This is a genomic window from Pseudomonas sp. FeN3W (assembly GCA_030263805.2).
GTDB classification, from domain to species: domain Bacteria; phylum Pseudomonadota; class Gammaproteobacteria; order Pseudomonadales; family Pseudomonadaceae; genus Stutzerimonas; species Stutzerimonas stutzeri_G.
This window is the reverse complement of record CP136010.1, coordinates 905,904-921,446: the sequence shown is the minus strand read 5'-3', so window position 1 is coordinate 921,446 and position 15,543 is coordinate 905,904. Positions and strand designations below refer to the sequence as shown.

The following is a 15,543-nucleotide window of genomic DNA, read 5'->3' as shown; positions in this document are numbered from 1 at the left end:
CGACACAGCTGGTGGAAATGCTTCGCGATTTCCACCCTACGAAAGAGGGAAGTGCGTCATGAATATCAGCCATCTCGACCACCTGGTGCTGACCGTCGCCGACCTTGAGGCAACGATCGACTTCTACACCCGCGTGCTCGGCATGCAGGCGGTGACCTTCGGCGAAGGGCGCAAGGCGCTGGCCTTCGGCAACCAGAAGCTCAACCTGCACCAGGCCGGACGCGAGTTCGAGCCCAAGGCCGAGCGGCCGACGCCGGGTTCGGCGGACCTTTGCTTTATCGTTGCCACACCGCTGGCCGAGGTGATCGCCCATCTCCAGGCGCAGCAGGTTGCCATCATCGAAGGTCCGGTGCAGCGCACCGGCGCGACCGGACCGATCCGCTCGGTGTACCTGCGCGACCCCGACCAGAACCTTATCGAACTGTCCAACCCACTGGAGCCGACCGCATGAGCCAGCACACCCAGGCGCTGACCGAATTCCTCGCCGGGCTGCACTACGAGCAGATCCCCGAGCCGGTGCTCGCCCGCAGCGAAGACCTCTTTCTCGACTGGCTCGGCTCGGCCCTGGCCAGCGCCGGCTCGCATCCGATTCCGCTGTTCGAGCGTTACGCGCAAAGGATGGGGCCGGTCGACGGCCCGGCGCGCATTCTGGTCAACGGCCAGAGCAGCTCGGCCTATTTCGCCGCGCTGGTGAACGCGGCCAGCTCGCACCTGGTGGAGCAGGACGACCTGCACAACAGCTCGGTGCTGCACCCGGCCACCGTGGTGTTCCCGGCCGCGCTGGCCGCCGCGCAGGATCTCGGCAAGTCCGGTCGCGAGCTGCTGGTGGCCGCGGTCGCCGGCTACGAGGCGGGCATCCGCATCGGCGAGTTCCTCGGCCGCTCGCACTACCGCATCTTCCACACCACCGCGACCGTCGGCACCCTGGCCGCGGCGGTGGCCGTCGGCAAGCTGATGGATTTCGATCAGCAGCAGTTCACCCATCTGCTCGGCAGCGCCGGCACGCAAGCGGCGGGGCTGTGGGAATTTCTCCGTGACGCGGCGGACTCCAAGCAGCTGCACACCGCCAAGGCGGCGGCCGATGGCCTGCTCGCCGCCTACCTGACCGCCGATGGCCTGACCGGCGCGCAAGACATTCTCGAAGGCGAGCAGGGCATGGCAGCGGGCATGTCTAGCGATGCCGAGCCGAGCAAGCTGTCCGACCGGCTCGGCACGCGTTGGGCGCTGGCGGAAACCTCGTTCAAGTTCCACGCCTCCTGCCGCCATACCCATCCGGCCGCCGATGCGCTGCTGGCGCTGATGCAGCGCGAAGGGCTCGGGGCCGATGACATCGCCTCGGTCACCGCCCATGTGCATCAGGGCGCGATCGACGTGCTCGGCCGCGTGACGGTGCCGCAGACGGTGCATCAGGCCAAGTTCTCCATGGGCACCGTGCTGGGGCTGATCGCCTTGTACGGCAAGGCCGGCCTGACCGAATTCCACAGTCATGCGCTTAGCGACCCGCGCGTGGGTGCGTTCCGCGAGAAGGTCTCGATGACCCTGGATCCCGAAGTTGACGGCGCCTACCCGGCACGCTGGCTCGGCCGCGTCGAAGTGACCACCGCCGATGGCCGCACGCTGCACGGCGCCATCGACGAGCCCAAGGGCGACCCGGGCAACACGCTGAGTCGCGCCGAACTGGAAGACAAGTTCCGCCGCCTCGTGCAGTTCTCCGCTACGCGCAGCGATGACGAGGCGGGTGTGTTGATCGATACGGTATGGCGCCTGCGCGAGCTGGAGCGGCTGGACGCATTGGCCTGAACGTAGGGTGGATGACGGCGAAGCCTCATCCACCAGAACAGCACCAGGGTTGCAGGGACTTGAACAAACGCGTGGAAAAGGCTTCGCCGTTTTCCACCCTACGTCGAATCTGCAGGAACAGGATATGAACGATACAACCGCCAAACCCCGCCCGCTCGATGGCATCACCGTGGTCAGCCTCGAGCACGCCATCGCCGCGCCGTTCTGCACGCGCCAGCTGGCCGACCTCGGTGCGCGGGTGATCAAGGTCGAGCGCCCCGGTGCCGGCGATTTCGCCCGCGGCTACGACGAGCGGGTCGACGGCCTGGCCTCGCATTTCGTCTGGACCAACCGCTCCAAGGAAAGCCTGACCCTGGACGTGAAGCAGGACGTCGCCGCGCAGGTGCTCGACCAGCTGTTGGCGGGTGCCGACGTGCTGGTGCAGAACCTCGCGCCCGGTGCCGCAGCGCGCATGGGGCTGTCCTTCGAGGCGCTGCACGAGCGTTTCCCGCGGCTGATCGTCTGCGACATCTCCGGCTACGGCGAGGGCGGCCCCTATGAACAGAAAAAGGCCTACGACCTGCTGATCCAGAGCGAGGGCGGCTTTCTCTCCGTCACCGGCGGGCCGGGCGAGACCGAGATGGCCAAGGCTGGCTGCTCCATCGCCGACATCGCCGCGGGCATGTACGCCTACACTGGCGTGCTCTCGGCGCTGATGCTGCGCGACAAGACGGGCGAGGGCAGCCGCGTCGACGTTTCCATGCTGGAAAGCCTGGTGGAGTGGATGGGCTACCCGTTGTACTACGCCTACAAGGGCGCGACGCCGCCGCCGCGTGCCGGCGCCGCGCACGCCACCATCTACCCTTACGGCCCGTTCCCTACCGGCGACGGCGGCACGGTGATGCTCGGCCTGCAGAACGAGCGCGAGTGGTTGGCGTTTTGCGACAAGGTGCTGCTGCAGCCGGGGCTGGCGCAGGACGAGCGCTTCTCGAGCAACGCCCGGCGTTCGGAGCATCGCACCGAATTGCGTGCGCTCATCGTCGAGGCGTTCAGCCACCTTAGCGCCGAGGAGGTGATCGCCCGGCTGGATGCCGCGCCTATTGCCAATGCGCATGTCAACGACATGGCCGGTGTCTGGGCGCATCCGCAGCTCAAGGCCCGCCAGCGCTGGAGCGAGGTGGACAGCCCGGCCGGTCGCCTGCCTGCGCTGCTGCCGCCGGGACGCAACAGCGCCTTCGCCCCGCGTATGGACCCGATCCCCGCGCTGGGCCAGCACACCGATAGCCTGCTGGCCGAACTGGGCTACGCCCCTGGTGACATTCAGCGCTTGCACGAGCAGGGCGCGGTATGAGCGCGCCGAGGAGTCAGCCCATGAACTCATCGATCATCCGCAGCGCACTGTTCGTCCCGGCGACCCGCCCGGAGCGCATTCCCAAGGCGCTGGCGAGCGGTGCCGACGCGGTCATCGTCGACCTCGAGGATGCGGTCGCGGAGAACCTCAAGGCTGAGGCGCGGGGCAACCTCGATGCCTTCCTCGCTGCCAACTCGGACGCGCGCGTGCTGGTGCGCATCAACGCGCCAACCCATGCCGAGCAGGCCGCGGACCTGGCGCTCTGTGCCCGTCATGCCGGCGTCGCCGGCGTGCTGCTGCCGAAGGTCGAAAGCGCGGTGCAGGTTGCGCTGGCGGCCAGCTGCGGCAAGCCGGTCTGGCCAATCGTCGAAAGTGCCCGCGGGCTGGCCAATCTGGCGGAAATCGCCCATGCCCAGGGTGTCGAGCGGCTGTCCTTCGGCGCGCTGGACCTGGGCCTCGATCTCGGCCTGGCCAATGGCACCGCCGGCGCCGAGCGCATGCTTGACCAGGCACGCTATGCGCTGCTGCTGCAGTCGCGATTGGTCGGGCTGGCAGCACCGCTGGACAGCGTCTTCCCCGACATCAAGAACCTCGAAGGCCTCGCCCGTGCCGCTGCCGACGCGCGTGACATGGGTTTTGGCGGCCTGCTGTGCATCCATCCGAGCCAGGTCGCCGTGGTGCACGAAACCCTGATGCCCAGTGCTGCGGAACTGGACTGGGCGCAACGTATCCTCGCCGCCGGAGCTTCCGGCGATGGGGTTTTCGTAGTGGACGGACAGATGGTCGATGCACCGGTCATCGGCCGTGCCCGTCGCCTGCTGCAACGTGCCGGGCAAGCGGTGCCCTGACCGCAACGCGTGCCCGCGAAACGTACCAACCGACAAAAACAAGAGGTACTTCCATGCTGAGTAACAAGCTCAAGGCACTCGCCTGCGCGCTTTCTTTCACCGTTGCCGGGCTGGTGCATGCCGCCGAGACGGCGTCCGCCCCCGTAACTATCAAATTCGCCCACGTGGTGGCGGACAACACACCGAAGGGGCAGGGCGCCCTGCTGTTCAAGAAACTCGCCGAGGAACGCCTGCCGGGCAAGGTGAAGGTCGAGGTCTACCCCAACTCCTCGCTGTTCGGCGACGGTAAGGAAATGGAGGCGCTGCTGCTCGGCGATGTGCACATGCTGGCGCCGTCGCTGGCCAAGTTCGAGCATTACGCCAAGGCCATCCAGATCTATGACCTGCCGTTCCTGTTCGATGACCTGGCGGCTGCCGATCGTTTCCAGAGCGGCCCGCAGGGCAAGGCGCTATTGCGCGCTATGGAGGACAAGAACATCACCGGCCTGGCCTACTGGCACAACGGGATGAAGCAGCTCTCGGCGAACAAGCCGCTGCGCGAGCCGAAGGATGCCCGTGGGCTGAAGTTCCGCGTGCAGGCTTCCGCCGTGCTCGACGAGCAGTTCAAGGCGGTGCGCGCCAACCCGCGCAAGATGAGCTTCGCCGAGGTCTACCAGGGCCTGCAGACCGGCGTGGTCAACGGCACCGAGAACACCTGGTCGAACTACGAAAGCCAGAAGGTGCACGAGGTTCAGCCCTACATGACCGCGTCCGACCACGGCCTGATCGACTACATGGTGATCACCAACACCGAGTTCTGGAACGGCCTGCCGGATGACGTGCGCGGCGAGCTGGAAACGATCATGGATGAGGTTACTGCCGAGGTGAACCGCCAGGCCGACGACCTCAACCAGCAGGCACGCCAGGCCATCGCGGCCTCCGGCAAGACCGAGATCATCGAACTGACCCCCGAGCAGCGCGCGATGTGGCGCGAGGCGATGAAACCGGTATGGAAGAAATTCGAGAGCGACATCGGCGCCGAACTGATCGAAGCGGCGCAGGCGGCCAACCGCTCCTGACACCTTGAAGGCGCCAAGCGCCGGAAAACAAACGGGCCTGTCCAATGCGACCGGCCCGTTTTTTATGCCTGGCACAGGCTTTATGCTGTCCGGCCAGAATGCGCAAGGAGACGCCGGCATGAGTCGTTACGCCATGGTCAGCACACCGGTGCTGGATATCGCTTATCTCGAATGGAACCCCCGTGGCCAGCAAGTGGCCGTGCTTGTACACGGCTGGCCGGATTGTGCCGAGAGCTGGACCGAAGTCGCCGAGCGCCTGGCCGCGGCCGGCTACCGGGTGCTCTGCCCGACGCTGCGCGGCTTTGGCCAGACACGCTTTCGCGACCCGCTGACCCCACGCAGCGGCCAACTGGCCGCACTGGGGCGCGATCTGCTGGATTTCATCGATGCGCTGCGCCTCGGCCAACCGGTGCTGGTCGGCCATGACTGGGGCGCACGGGCGGTGGCGAATGCCTGCGGACTGCGCCATCACGCCGCCGCACGACTGGTGATGCTCGCGGTGGGCTACGGCACCAATGACCCGAACCAGCACATCTCGCTGAGTCAGGCGCGCAACTACTGGTACCACTGGTACATGGCCACCCCGCGCGGCGAGCAGACGGTAATCGAGGATCGTGCGGCCTTGACTCGTTTGCTGTGGGATACCTGGTCACCGGCCGGCTGGTACAGCGAGGCGGATTTCATCCAGGCGCTGGACGCGTTCGACAACCCGGACTGGGCCGCCGTGGTATTGCATTCCTATCGCCACCGCTGGGGCTTCGTCGATGGCGATCCTGCCTATGCATCGGACGAGGCCCTGCTGCAACCGCCACCCGTGCTCGCCGTGCCGACGCTGGTGCTGCACGGCGAGGCGGATACCTGCAACGCACCGGAAACCTCGGCCGGGCGTGAGGTCTTGTTCAGCGGCCCATACCACCGACAGCTATTGCCACACGTCGGCCATTTTCCCCAGCGCGAAGCGCCGCAGGCAGTGGCCGAGGCGATTCTGCAGTTCTGTCAGGGGGATTGAGCCCGTTGCTATATGCTGCGGGCGGCGAGACCTAACTGTTTCTCTGGCCTGCAGTGGTTGGTTTTTCTTCGGCTCTGCTAGGCCTGCCGCTTGTGCTGGCCAGCTTTCGTTTGCCTGGTAGACGTTCGGCGATCTCGACAACTCATCGACGCAGCAATGGTGGAGCGTGTGCGGAAGGTCGCAGGCGAGGCAAGGTTTGATCACATCAATTACATGCCTCCCGGAGCTGGTGTATAAACACCCGGCATCCCTGAGAAGCGCGAGCTAGAAGCTCGGAGGGAAAAGCGAGCGAAATGTTAGGCACCGATCCCGTTCAGCGTCTTATATATCACTTGGTATCTAAATATAGTTAGGCCTCATGTCGAAAATATCTCTCAACTCGCAGCTCAAGAAAATATTGGAGCCGGCATATGCTCCATGCCCGGGCTTTTCTGATACGTGCTTTGATATGCGGTGGGACCCCAAGACTGGCCATGTACCACGAGGATTTCGCGGTGCAACTGGAACTATTGCCGAGATTGAGCTCGTATTGGTGTATGCGGAGCCAGGCGATCCTCAGCCTGGAGAAACGCACGAAGGCCTCGCATCAGCTTACGATTTCGCGAACCGTTCTTTCGCTGCAGGTACAGATCTCTTTCATCGCAACGTAACCTTCATTCTAGATTCGTGCTGGCCAGAATTGTCCCTCGAAGAGCAGCTCCGGAAGGTCTGGATGACTGAGTCAGTGCTGTGTTCTGCGGCTAAGGAAGGCGGGCACGTGAGAGGTCAGGTGGCAAAGGAATGTGGCAAGCGCTATCTACTGAAACAGCTAGAGCTAGTCCCAGATGCTCTCGTTGTAGCTCTGGGTAACAAGGCCCGTAATCGACTTGTCGCACTTGGGTTCTTCAATTTTCTAGCGGTCAAATCCGTTGCTCCACCCGGCTGTAACTTTCGTGGTGCACGCGAGTCTTGGGCACAGATAGCTGAACGATTGAAAGCCCGAGATAAGGCCTAACAATGCGTTCAAGCCGAAACCGCTTCCTTCCACCAACATAGGGCAGAAAAATCTTGCCCTATGTTTGGCTCCATTACACAGTTCGGCTTAAATTTAGGCGTTAGGTGTCTCAATGCCCACAACACCAAAAAATTGGAATTATTTCTTGGCCGTTGAGGCGGAATTACTTGCATGCGCAAGGTATGTTGAGTTTTCACATGCAAATTACCAATCGTACTCTAACGAATTTTCAAAGCTAATTGTGCTTGCAGCATCCGAGGTAGACTCAATATTTAATGAGCTTTGCAAACTTATTGATCCATTGTCACGGGCCGCAAAAATCACCGAGTATCACCCAATACTATTAGCAAAATTCCCCCTCTTATCTCGGTGCGAGGTTGCCATTCCTCGTTATCAGTTAATTCTCCAGCCTTGGAAGGAGTGGACGGAGGAGAAAAGGCCCGACTGGTGGAGCAAGAGCTACAACAAACTAAAGCATCAACGCCATGAGCATTTTTCTAGAGCGACACTAGAGGCCGTGTTAAACGCTGTTGGGGCCCAATTCTTAGCTTTACAGCTTTATCACTATGTGGCCACTGGCGAGCATGTCTCCGTAGACCTCTCAATGCGAAGTTCTTTGTTTAATCCACGACTGCCAGACACATACAAAGGAGGGGCGTTTTGGTGTTATGGAGACCCTTTCACCAACCTTCAACCGAGCACACCTAACTAGTGGTTCAAATCGTTCGCTTCGCTCACTGGAGCGGGCTAAAGCCCGCCCCTTAACCAAACGTTAGAAAGCGCAAAGGGAGTGGTCGCCATGCCAAACCTCACGGAGTTCCAGCAACGGCTCGAAACTATCATCGGTCGACCAACCGATCAGCGGCCTTTCGTCTGCGATGGCTCGCCCCTTGATTGTCGAGTTTTCATCGTCGGGCTGAACCCGGCGTCTGCTAGTGAGAGAGACTTTTGGGAGTTCTGGGATTGCGAGGCCGGCTTCAACAAGCGTGCCTGGTTTGAGAGCTATCTCGCCGAGCGAGCGAAACGCCCGCTTAAACCTGGCAAAACCCGTAGGAACCCCATCAGCAATACTCGTCGAGTCCTTGAGTGGGTCATATCCTCAGCGGGCGATACCCATATTCTCGAGACGAACATCTACGCATCGGCCACGGAAGACGCGAAGGATCTTGCTGGTAGCATGAGGCACTCGCGAGCATTCGATTTCTTGGTTGAAGCGCTCAAGCCGAGGCTAGTTGTGGCGCACGGTAACGATGCAGTTGAATATATGCGCACTAGGTATCCGACGGTGCAGACCATTGCTGTAAAGCACTTTTCACGGCGGTGGTCCCAGCAGGCTGCTCGGGATCTTGGGTTATCCATTACTCATGAGGCAGGCGCTTTCTAACAAATGCTTCAAATCGTTCGCTTCGCTCACTGGCACCGGCTAAAGCCCGCCCCTTAACCAAGCGTTCCGCAGCAGGATGCGTTTGTTCCGGCAGTCTCGCCTCTCACCACAAGCACTGGTCCACCTCATTGCTCATTCCCGCCGTAGGGCGGGCTTTGCGTTGTGCCTGTCGCCGCTGAACCGCCGCTCACGGCGCCACCATCCCGTAGAGCTCCGCACGCGGTCAAAGGCCAGCTTCCTCCATCCACTTCGGTTTCGGATGACGACGGTCGGCCTTGCCGGCCTTGAGTACCGCGCCCGGCACGTCGTGGCCGACCAGTTGGGGCAGGTCGGCGGCGCATTGCAGCAGGCGGTCGAGATCGACGCCGGTGTCTAGGCCCATGCGCTGGAACATATGCACGAGATCTTCCGTGCAGATATTGCCGCTGGCGCCTGGCGCGTAAGGGCAGCCGCCGAGTCCGCCGAGAGAGGCGTCGAAGCGGTCGATGCCGGCGTTCAGCGCTGCCAGCGCGTTGGCCAGGCCCATGCCGCGGGTGTTGTGGAAGTGTGCGGTGAATATTGCCTGTGGCCAGCTGTTCAGCGCTTCGCGGCAGATACGCTCGACCTGCGCCGGGTCGGCCATGCCGGTGGTGTCGCAGAGGGTGATGCCCTGCACGCCGATCTCCAGCAGGCGTTGCACCAGCTCATAGATGCGCCGCTCGGGCACGTCGCCCTCGAAGGGGCAGCCGAAGGTGGTCGACAGCGAGGCGTTGATGAACACGCCACTGCCGCGAGTGACTTCGATGATTTCGCGGAACTGCACCAGCGACTGTTCGGGCGTCATGCGCAGGTTGGCCAGGCCGTGGGTGTCGCTGGCCGACATCACCAGGTTGATCTCGTCCACCTCACAGGCCAGCGCGCGCTCGCAGCCCTTCACGTTGGGCACCAGCACGGTGTACTCGACGCCTTCCGCACGGCGGATGCCGCGCATCACGTCCTCGGCGTCGCGCAGGTTGGGGATAGCCTTGGGCGAGGTGAAGGAGGTGACCTCGATCTTCGCCAGCCCGGTCTGCGAGAGGCGGTCGATCAGGGCGATCTTGGCTTCGGTCGGCACGAAGGCCGCTTCGATCTGGAAGCCGTCGCGGGTGGCGACTTCCTGGATATGCAGGCGTTTGCTCATGGGGAGTCCTGGGGTTTCGTAGGGTGGATGACGCTTCATCCATCCACCTTTTCGGTTGCTTCGGAGGTGGACAAGCTTCGCGTTGTCCACCCTACGTATGGGCGTAGGGTGGATGAGCTCCATCCATCCACCGTTTCGGGAATGTCGTGGTGGATGAAAAAGGCGTCATCCACCCTACGAGAAGTGTCAGATGATCCCGCGCTCGCGCAGGCCCTGGCGTTGTTCATCGGTGAGGCCGAGGCCGGCCAGCACGTCGTCGGTGTGCTCGCCCAGTTGCGGGCCGCCCTCGCCGATGCGTCCCGGGGTGCGCGACAGCTTGGGCAGCACGCCCGGCACCTTGAGTGGGCCGGCGAAGGTCTCGACCCGCTCGATCATCTGCCGCGCCAGGTAGTGCGGGTCCTTGACGATATCGGCGGCGGTGTAGGGATAGCCGGCCGGCACGCGGGCGCCCTTGAGTGCTTCGATCACCGCGTCGCGGTCGTGGCGGAGGGTCCACTCGCCGATGGCCGCGTCGATCAGTTCGGCGTGCTGCGCGCGGCCGTCGTTGTGGGCGAAGCGCGGGTCGTCGGCCAGGTCCTGGCGGCCCATCAGGATCATCAGGCGCTTGTAGATGCTGTCGCCATTGCCGGCGATCAGCACGTAGGCGCCGTCGTTGCACAAATAGGAATTGGACGGGGTGATGCCGGGCAGGGCGCTGCCAGCCGGCTCGCGTACGTAGCCGAAGGCGTCGTATTCGGGCACGAGGCTTTCCATCATGGCGAACACCGACTCGTACAGCGCCACGTCGATCTCCTGGCCCTGGCCGCTGCGGTTGCGCTCCTGCAGGGCGAGCAATACACCGATCACGCCGTACAGCGAGGACAGCGAATCGCCGATGCTGACGCCAACCCGCACCGGCGGCTGGCCCGGATAGCCGGACAGGTGGCGCAGGCCACCCATGGCTTCGCCGATCACGCCGAAGCCCGGCAGGTCGCGATAGGGGCCGGTCTGGCCATATCCGGAAATGCGCAGCATGATCAGCCGCGGGTTCAGCTTCGACAGCTCATCCCAGCCCAGGCCCCATTCTTCCAGCGTGCCAGGGCGGAAGTTCTCCACCAGAATGTCGGCTTCGGCCACCAGCTGGCGGACGATTTCCTGGCCTTCCGCGGCCTTGAGATCGAGCGTCACCGAGCGCTTGTTGCGTGACTGCACATGCCACCAGAGCGAGGTGCCGTCCTTGAGCTTGCGCCACTTGCGCAGCGGGTCGCCGACCTTGGGCGGCTCGATCTTGATCACATCGGCGCCGAATTCGCCGAGCAGCTTGCTGGCGAAAGGGCCGGCGATCAGCTGGCCCATCTCGATCACCTTGAGGCCCTGCAGCGGCAGGTTCTTGTCTGTCTGTTCGCTCATCACGACACCTGTGCCGGTTGATTCATGGTGCCGAGCATGACCGACGCATCGGCAGCGGACAATTGGCCGTTGGCCAAGTAAGGTTTCGCGCCTCACGAAGGCTAAGACGAAAGGAGCTTTGAAAAGCTCAGGTCGGGCAGCGCATGCTTCGTCTACCGCGAATACGGGAATCCAATATGCGTCGCATCGATTTCGTCACCCTTCGGCTGTTCGTCGCCATCGCCGAGACCCGCAGTCTGACCCGCGCCGCCGAGCGCGAGCACCTCGCCCTGGCGGCGGTGAGCAAGCGCGTCAGCGATCTGGAAGGGCAGCTCGGTGTCAGCCTGCTCTATCGCCAACCCAAGGGCGTCGAGCTGACACCGGCCGGCCACGCGCTGCTGCACCATGCGCGCAACCTGTTGGACAATCTGCAACAGCTGGACGCCGATTTGAGCGAGTTCAGCCAGGGCGTGAAGGGCCATGTGCGCATCCACGCCAACACCTCAGCGGTGATCGAGTTCCTGCCCGAGGACCTGAGCGCCTTTGCCCACCAGCATCCGGAGGTGAAGATCGACCTGGAGGAGCGGGTCAGCAGTGACACCCTGCGTGCGCTGCGCGAGGGGCTGACCGATATCGGCATCTTCGCCGGGCACATGCCGGCCGAGGACCTGCAGGTGTTTCCCTACCGCGAGGATCGGCTGGTGCTGGTCACGCCACGCGAGCATCCGCTGGCCGGCCGCGAATGCATTGCATTGCGCGAGGCGGCAGGCTTCGACTTCATCGGCCTGCAGCAGGACGCCTCGCTGCATGCCCTGCTGCAGCAGTCGGCACAGCAGATGGGTACACCGCTGCGCCTGCGCATCCAGGTGCGCAGCTTCGAGGCGATCTGCCGGATGATCCATACCGGCATGGGCATCGGCGTGCTGCCCGAGCAAGTGGTGCGCAACTACCTGCCGGCGCTGGACGTGGCCATCGTGCCGTTGAGCGATGCCTGGGCGCGACGGGAGCTGAAGCTGGGCGTGCGCAATCTGGAAAGCCTGTCGGTGACTGCCCGGCAGATGCTCGAGCACCTCACCGCTCGCGAAGGCAATGGCTGAAGACGCGCGTCTCGCCGTGTGATTGCGCTGCTGCCTTCGTCAGGCACGAAGTCTCGCTTGGTCAAATAGCAATTCAGCGCGTGGCGATGCCGGGGTAGAGTCGGGTCAGCAATATGGCTCACACAACTACAAAACGGAGCTCCCCATGGCACGACTCACCCGTGGCATCACCCGCCTGCTCGCCGCTTCGGCACTGTTCACCGTGCTCGGCGCCCAGGCCGATCCGATCCTGATCAAGTTCTCCCACATCACCGCCGACAGCACGCCGAAAGGCCAGGGTGCGCTGATGTTCAAGAAGCTCGTGGAAGAGCGCCTGCCCGGTCAGGTGGAAGTGCAGGTGTTCGCCAACTCCTCGCTGTATGGCGACGGCAAGGAGATGGAGGCGCTGCTGATGAACGAGGTGCAGCTGCTGGCGCCGGCACCGTCGAAGCTCGAGCAGTACACCAAGCAGCTGCAGCTGTTCGACCTGATGTTCCTGTTCGACGACATGGCCGCGGCGCAGCGCTTCCAGCAGTCGGACAAGGGCCGCGCGATGCTCAAGTCCATGGAGGACAAGGGCATCACCGGCCTGGCCTACTGGCTCAACGGCATGCGCCACTTCACTGCCAACAAGCCGCTGCGCGAGCCGGCCGATGCCCGCGGGTTGAAATTCCGTGTGCAGCCGTCGGACCTGCAGGCCGCGCAGTACACCGCCCTGCGTGCCGTGCCGCGCAAGATGGCCTTCGCTGAGATATACCAGGGCCTGCAGACCGGCGTGGTCAATGCCCAGGACAATCCCTGGTCGAACATCTACAGCCAGAAGTACCACGAGGTGCAGAAGTACATCACCGAATCCGGCCACGGCATCGGCAACTACCTGCTGATCACCAACACCAGGTTCTGGAACGGCCTGCCCGCGGATGTGCGCGGCGAGCTGGAGACGATCATCGATGAGGTTACCGTGGAGGTGAATCGCCAGGCCGAAGCGCTGAACGAGAAGGCCAAGCAGGGCGTCATCGACTCGGGCAAGAGCGAGATTCTGGTGCTCACCGACGAGCAGCGCGCCCGCTGGCGCGAGGCGGTGCAGCCAGCCTGGAACAAGTTCGAGGACGAGATCGGCAAGGAGCTGATCGAGGCGGCCCAGGCGGCCAACGATGCGTCCTGAGGCAAGCCCGCCAATAGTCTGTTAGACCAATGTGCAGTTTCGGCCAGTGTGCCTGCTGCACAGAATGGCGGGGTCTATCTGCGTGATCGGACACGTGTGTATTCCAACCGGATGGTTGACCGAGCGGCCCCTGAGGCCGCTTTTTTTTGTCCGCAAAACGCATCCGCTGGTGTCGGGACTGAAGCATTCAGCTACGTGAAAGCTCTGGCGAATGGCGGCAGCGCGCACGCATGCGACGAGGCGCGGTCTATGCTTGAGCAAAGCCGATACGCCATGGGTGGCGTGCTTGGCTGGATTGCACCGTCTGACAGGCGCTGGGTTGGTTATTGGGTTCGCCTGCTGGACAGGGTTCTGCATACCAACAAGACAGACGAGGAACTGCCATGAGCGCTGCGTCCGTATATCCGGTTCGGCCCGAGGTGGCCGCTCAGTCACTGACCAACGAAGCCAGTTACAAGGCCATGTACCAGCAGTCGGTGATCAACCCTGAAGGATTCTGGCGCGAGCAGGCGGCGCGGCTGGACTGGATCCGGCCTTTCACCGAGGTCAAGCGTACCTCCTTCGACGATCACCACGTGGACATCAAATGGTTCGCCGACGGTACGCTCAATGTCTCGGCCAATTGTCTGGATCGGCACCTGGCCGAGCGCGGCGATCAGGTGGCAATCATCTGGGAGGGCGATGATCCTTCCGAGCATCGCGAGATCACCTATCGCGAGCTGCACCAGGAAGTCAGCAAGTTCGCCAATGCCCTGCGCGGGCAGGATGTTCACCGCGGCGACGTGGTGACCCTCTACATGCCGATGATTCCCGAGGCGGCGGTGGCGATGCTGGCGTGCGCGCGCATCGGCGCGATCCACTCGGTGGTGTTCGGTGGCTTCTCCCCGGAAGCGCTGGCCGGGCGCATCATCGATGGTCAGTCGAAGATCGTGATCACCGCCGACGAAGGCATTCGCGGCGGCAAACCGGTGCCGCTCAAGGAGAACGTCGACGAGGCGCTGACCAACCCGCAGACCAGCTGCGTGCAGAAGATCATCGTCGTGCGCCGCACGGGGGCCGACATCCGCTGGCACTCGCATCGCGACATCTGCTACGACGATCTGATGCACGTGGCCGGTGAGGTCTGCGCACCGAAGGAGATGGGGGCCGAGGAGCCGCTGTTCATCCTTTATACCTCAGGCTCCACGGGCAAGCCGAAGGGTGTTCTGCATACCTGCGGCGGCTATCTGCTCTATGCCGCGCTGACCCATGAGCGGGTGTTCGACTACCGCCCCGGGGAGGTCTATTGGTGCACGGCCGATATCGGCTGGATCACCGGGCACAGCTACCTGATCTACGGCCCGCTGGCCAACGGTGCGACGACGCTGATGTACGAAGGCGTGCCGAATCATCCGGACGTTACGCGCATCGCCCGGATCATCGACAAGCACAAGGTGAACATCCTCTACACGGCGCCCACGGCGATCCGCGCCATGATGGCCGAGGGGGCCGCGGCGGTGGAGGGGGGCGACGGCTCCAGCCTGCGCCTGCTCGGCACGGTGGGCGAACCGATCAATCCCGAGGCGTGGCACTGGTATTACGAAACGGTCGGACAATCGCGCTGCCCCATCGTCGATACTTGGTGGCAGACCGAGACCGGCGGCATCCTGATCAGCCCGCTACCGGGGGCTACTGCGCTCAAGCCGGGCTCCGCCACGCGCCCGCTGTTCGGCGTGGTGCCGGGGTTGGTGGACAACCTCGGCAATCTGCTCGAAGGCCCTGCCGAGGGCAATCTGGTGATCCTCGACTCCTGGCCGGGACAGATGCGCACCATCTACAAGGACCACGACCGCTTCGTCGACACCTACTTCAAGACCTTCCGCGGCATGTACTTCACCGGCGACGGCGCGCGCCGCGACGAGGATGGCTATTACTGGATCACCGGAAGGGTGGATGACGTGCTCAATGTGTCCGGGCACCGCATGGGCACCGCGGAGATCGAAAGCGCCATGGTCGCCCATGCCAGGGTGGCCGAAGCTGCAGCGGTGGGCGTTCCGCATGCGCTGAAGGGGCAGGCGATATACGTGTATGTGACCTTGGTCAGCGGTGTGGAGCCCACGGATGCGTTGCGTCAGGAGTTGCAGCAATGGGTGCGCAAGGAGATCGGGCCGATCGCCGTGCCGGATGTGATCCAGTGGGCCCCTGGGCTGCCGAAGACGCGCTCCGGCAAGATCATGCGCCGGCTGCTGCGCAAGATCGCCGCGGACGACTATGACGCGCTGGGCGACACCTCGACCCTGGCCGATCCTGGTGTGGTCGATCAGCTGATCGAGGCCCATGAGGCGGTGAAGATGCGCTGAAGGCAGAGGGCGA

General features: G+C 63.4%; 12 protein-coding genes. 10 read left to right on the top strand and 2 right to left on the bottom strand.

Annotated elements, in window-relative coordinates:
• Positions 1-58: 58 nt before the first annotated feature.
• The 7 genes from P5704_004125 (at position 59) to P5704_004095 (ending at position 8,423) form a co-directional block, all read left to right on the top strand.
• Positions 59-451, top strand: coding sequence for a VOC family protein (locus P5704_004125; GenBank protein ID WOF79695.1), 393 nt, complete (start codon positions 59-61; stop codon positions 449-451).
• On the top strand, positions 448-1,800 hold the full coding sequence (locus P5704_004120; GenBank protein ID WOF79694.1) for an MmgE/PrpD family protein: 1,353 nt from the start codon (positions 448-450) through the stop codon (positions 1,798-1,800). The genes P5704_004125 and P5704_004120 overlap by 4 nt, the downstream gene beginning before the upstream one ends.
• A gap of 124 nt (positions 1,801-1,924) precedes the next feature.
• Positions 1,925-3,130, top strand: a complete 1,206-nt coding sequence (locus P5704_004115) for a CaiB/BaiF CoA-transferase family protein (protein WOF79693.1) — start codon at positions 1,925-1,927, stop codon at positions 3,128-3,130.
• Positions 3,131-3,150: 20 nt separating this feature from the next.
• Positions 3,151-3,978, top strand: a complete 828-nt coding sequence (locus P5704_004110) for a CoA ester lyase (GenBank protein WOF79692.1) — start codon at positions 3,151-3,153, stop codon at positions 3,976-3,978.
• A gap of 53 nt (positions 3,979-4,031) precedes the next feature.
• Positions 4,032-5,036: a TRAP transporter substrate-binding protein gene (locus tag P5704_004105; protein WOF79691.1), complete on the top strand. Its 1,005-nt coding sequence runs from the start codon at positions 4,032-4,034 to the stop codon at positions 5,034-5,036.
• A 118-nt stretch (positions 5,037-5,154) separates the two neighbouring features.
• A complete protein-coding gene (locus P5704_004100) occupies positions 5,155-6,045 on the top strand; it encodes an alpha/beta hydrolase (protein ID WOF79690.1) in 891 nt (296 codons plus the stop codon).
• A 1,793-nt stretch (positions 6,046-7,838) separates the two neighbouring features.
• The gene (locus P5704_004095) at positions 7,839-8,423 is read left to right on the top strand and encodes a hypothetical protein (GenBank protein WOF79689.1); all 585 of its coding nucleotides are present in this window, start codon (positions 7,839-7,841) and stop codon (positions 8,421-8,423) included.
• A gap of 223 nt (positions 8,424-8,646) precedes the next feature.
• Here the strand turns inward: P5704_004095 and P5704_004090 are convergent, their stop codons facing one another.
• Both P5704_004090 and P5704_004085 read right to left on the bottom strand, forming a co-directional pair.
• The gene (locus P5704_004090) at positions 8,647-9,582 is read right to left on the bottom strand and encodes a hydroxymethylglutaryl-CoA lyase (GenBank protein WOF79688.1); all 936 of its coding nucleotides are present in this window, start codon (positions 9,580-9,582) and stop codon (positions 8,647-8,649) included.
• Positions 9,583-9,768: 186 nt separating this feature from the next.
• Positions 9,769-10,971 (bottom strand): CaiB/BaiF CoA-transferase family protein, encoded by a 1,203-nt coding sequence (locus P5704_004085; GenBank protein WOF79687.1) that lies wholly within the window; start codon positions 10,969-10,971, stop codon positions 9,769-9,771.
• Positions 10,972-11,147: 176 nt separating this feature from the next.
• On the opposite strand from P5704_004085, the gene P5704_004080 reads away from it, so the two are divergent.
• The 3 genes from P5704_004080 to acs all read left to right on the top strand — a co-directional run bounded on the left by P5704_004080 (position 11,148) and on the right by acs (position 15,530).
• A complete protein-coding gene (locus P5704_004080; GenBank protein ID WOF79686.1) occupies positions 11,148-12,047 on the top strand; it encodes a LysR family transcriptional regulator in 900 nt (299 codons plus the stop codon).
• 145 nt (positions 12,048-12,192) lie between these two features.
• Positions 12,193-13,191, top strand: coding sequence for a TRAP transporter substrate-binding protein (locus P5704_004075; protein ID WOF79685.1), 999 nt, complete (start codon positions 12,193-12,195; stop codon positions 13,189-13,191).
• Positions 13,192-13,574: 383 nt separating this feature from the next.
• Positions 13,575-15,530: an acetate--CoA ligase gene (gene acs, locus P5704_004070; protein WOF79684.1), complete on the top strand. Its 1,956-nt coding sequence runs from the start codon at positions 13,575-13,577 to the stop codon at positions 15,528-15,530.
• Positions 15,531-15,543 lie beyond the last annotated feature (13 nt).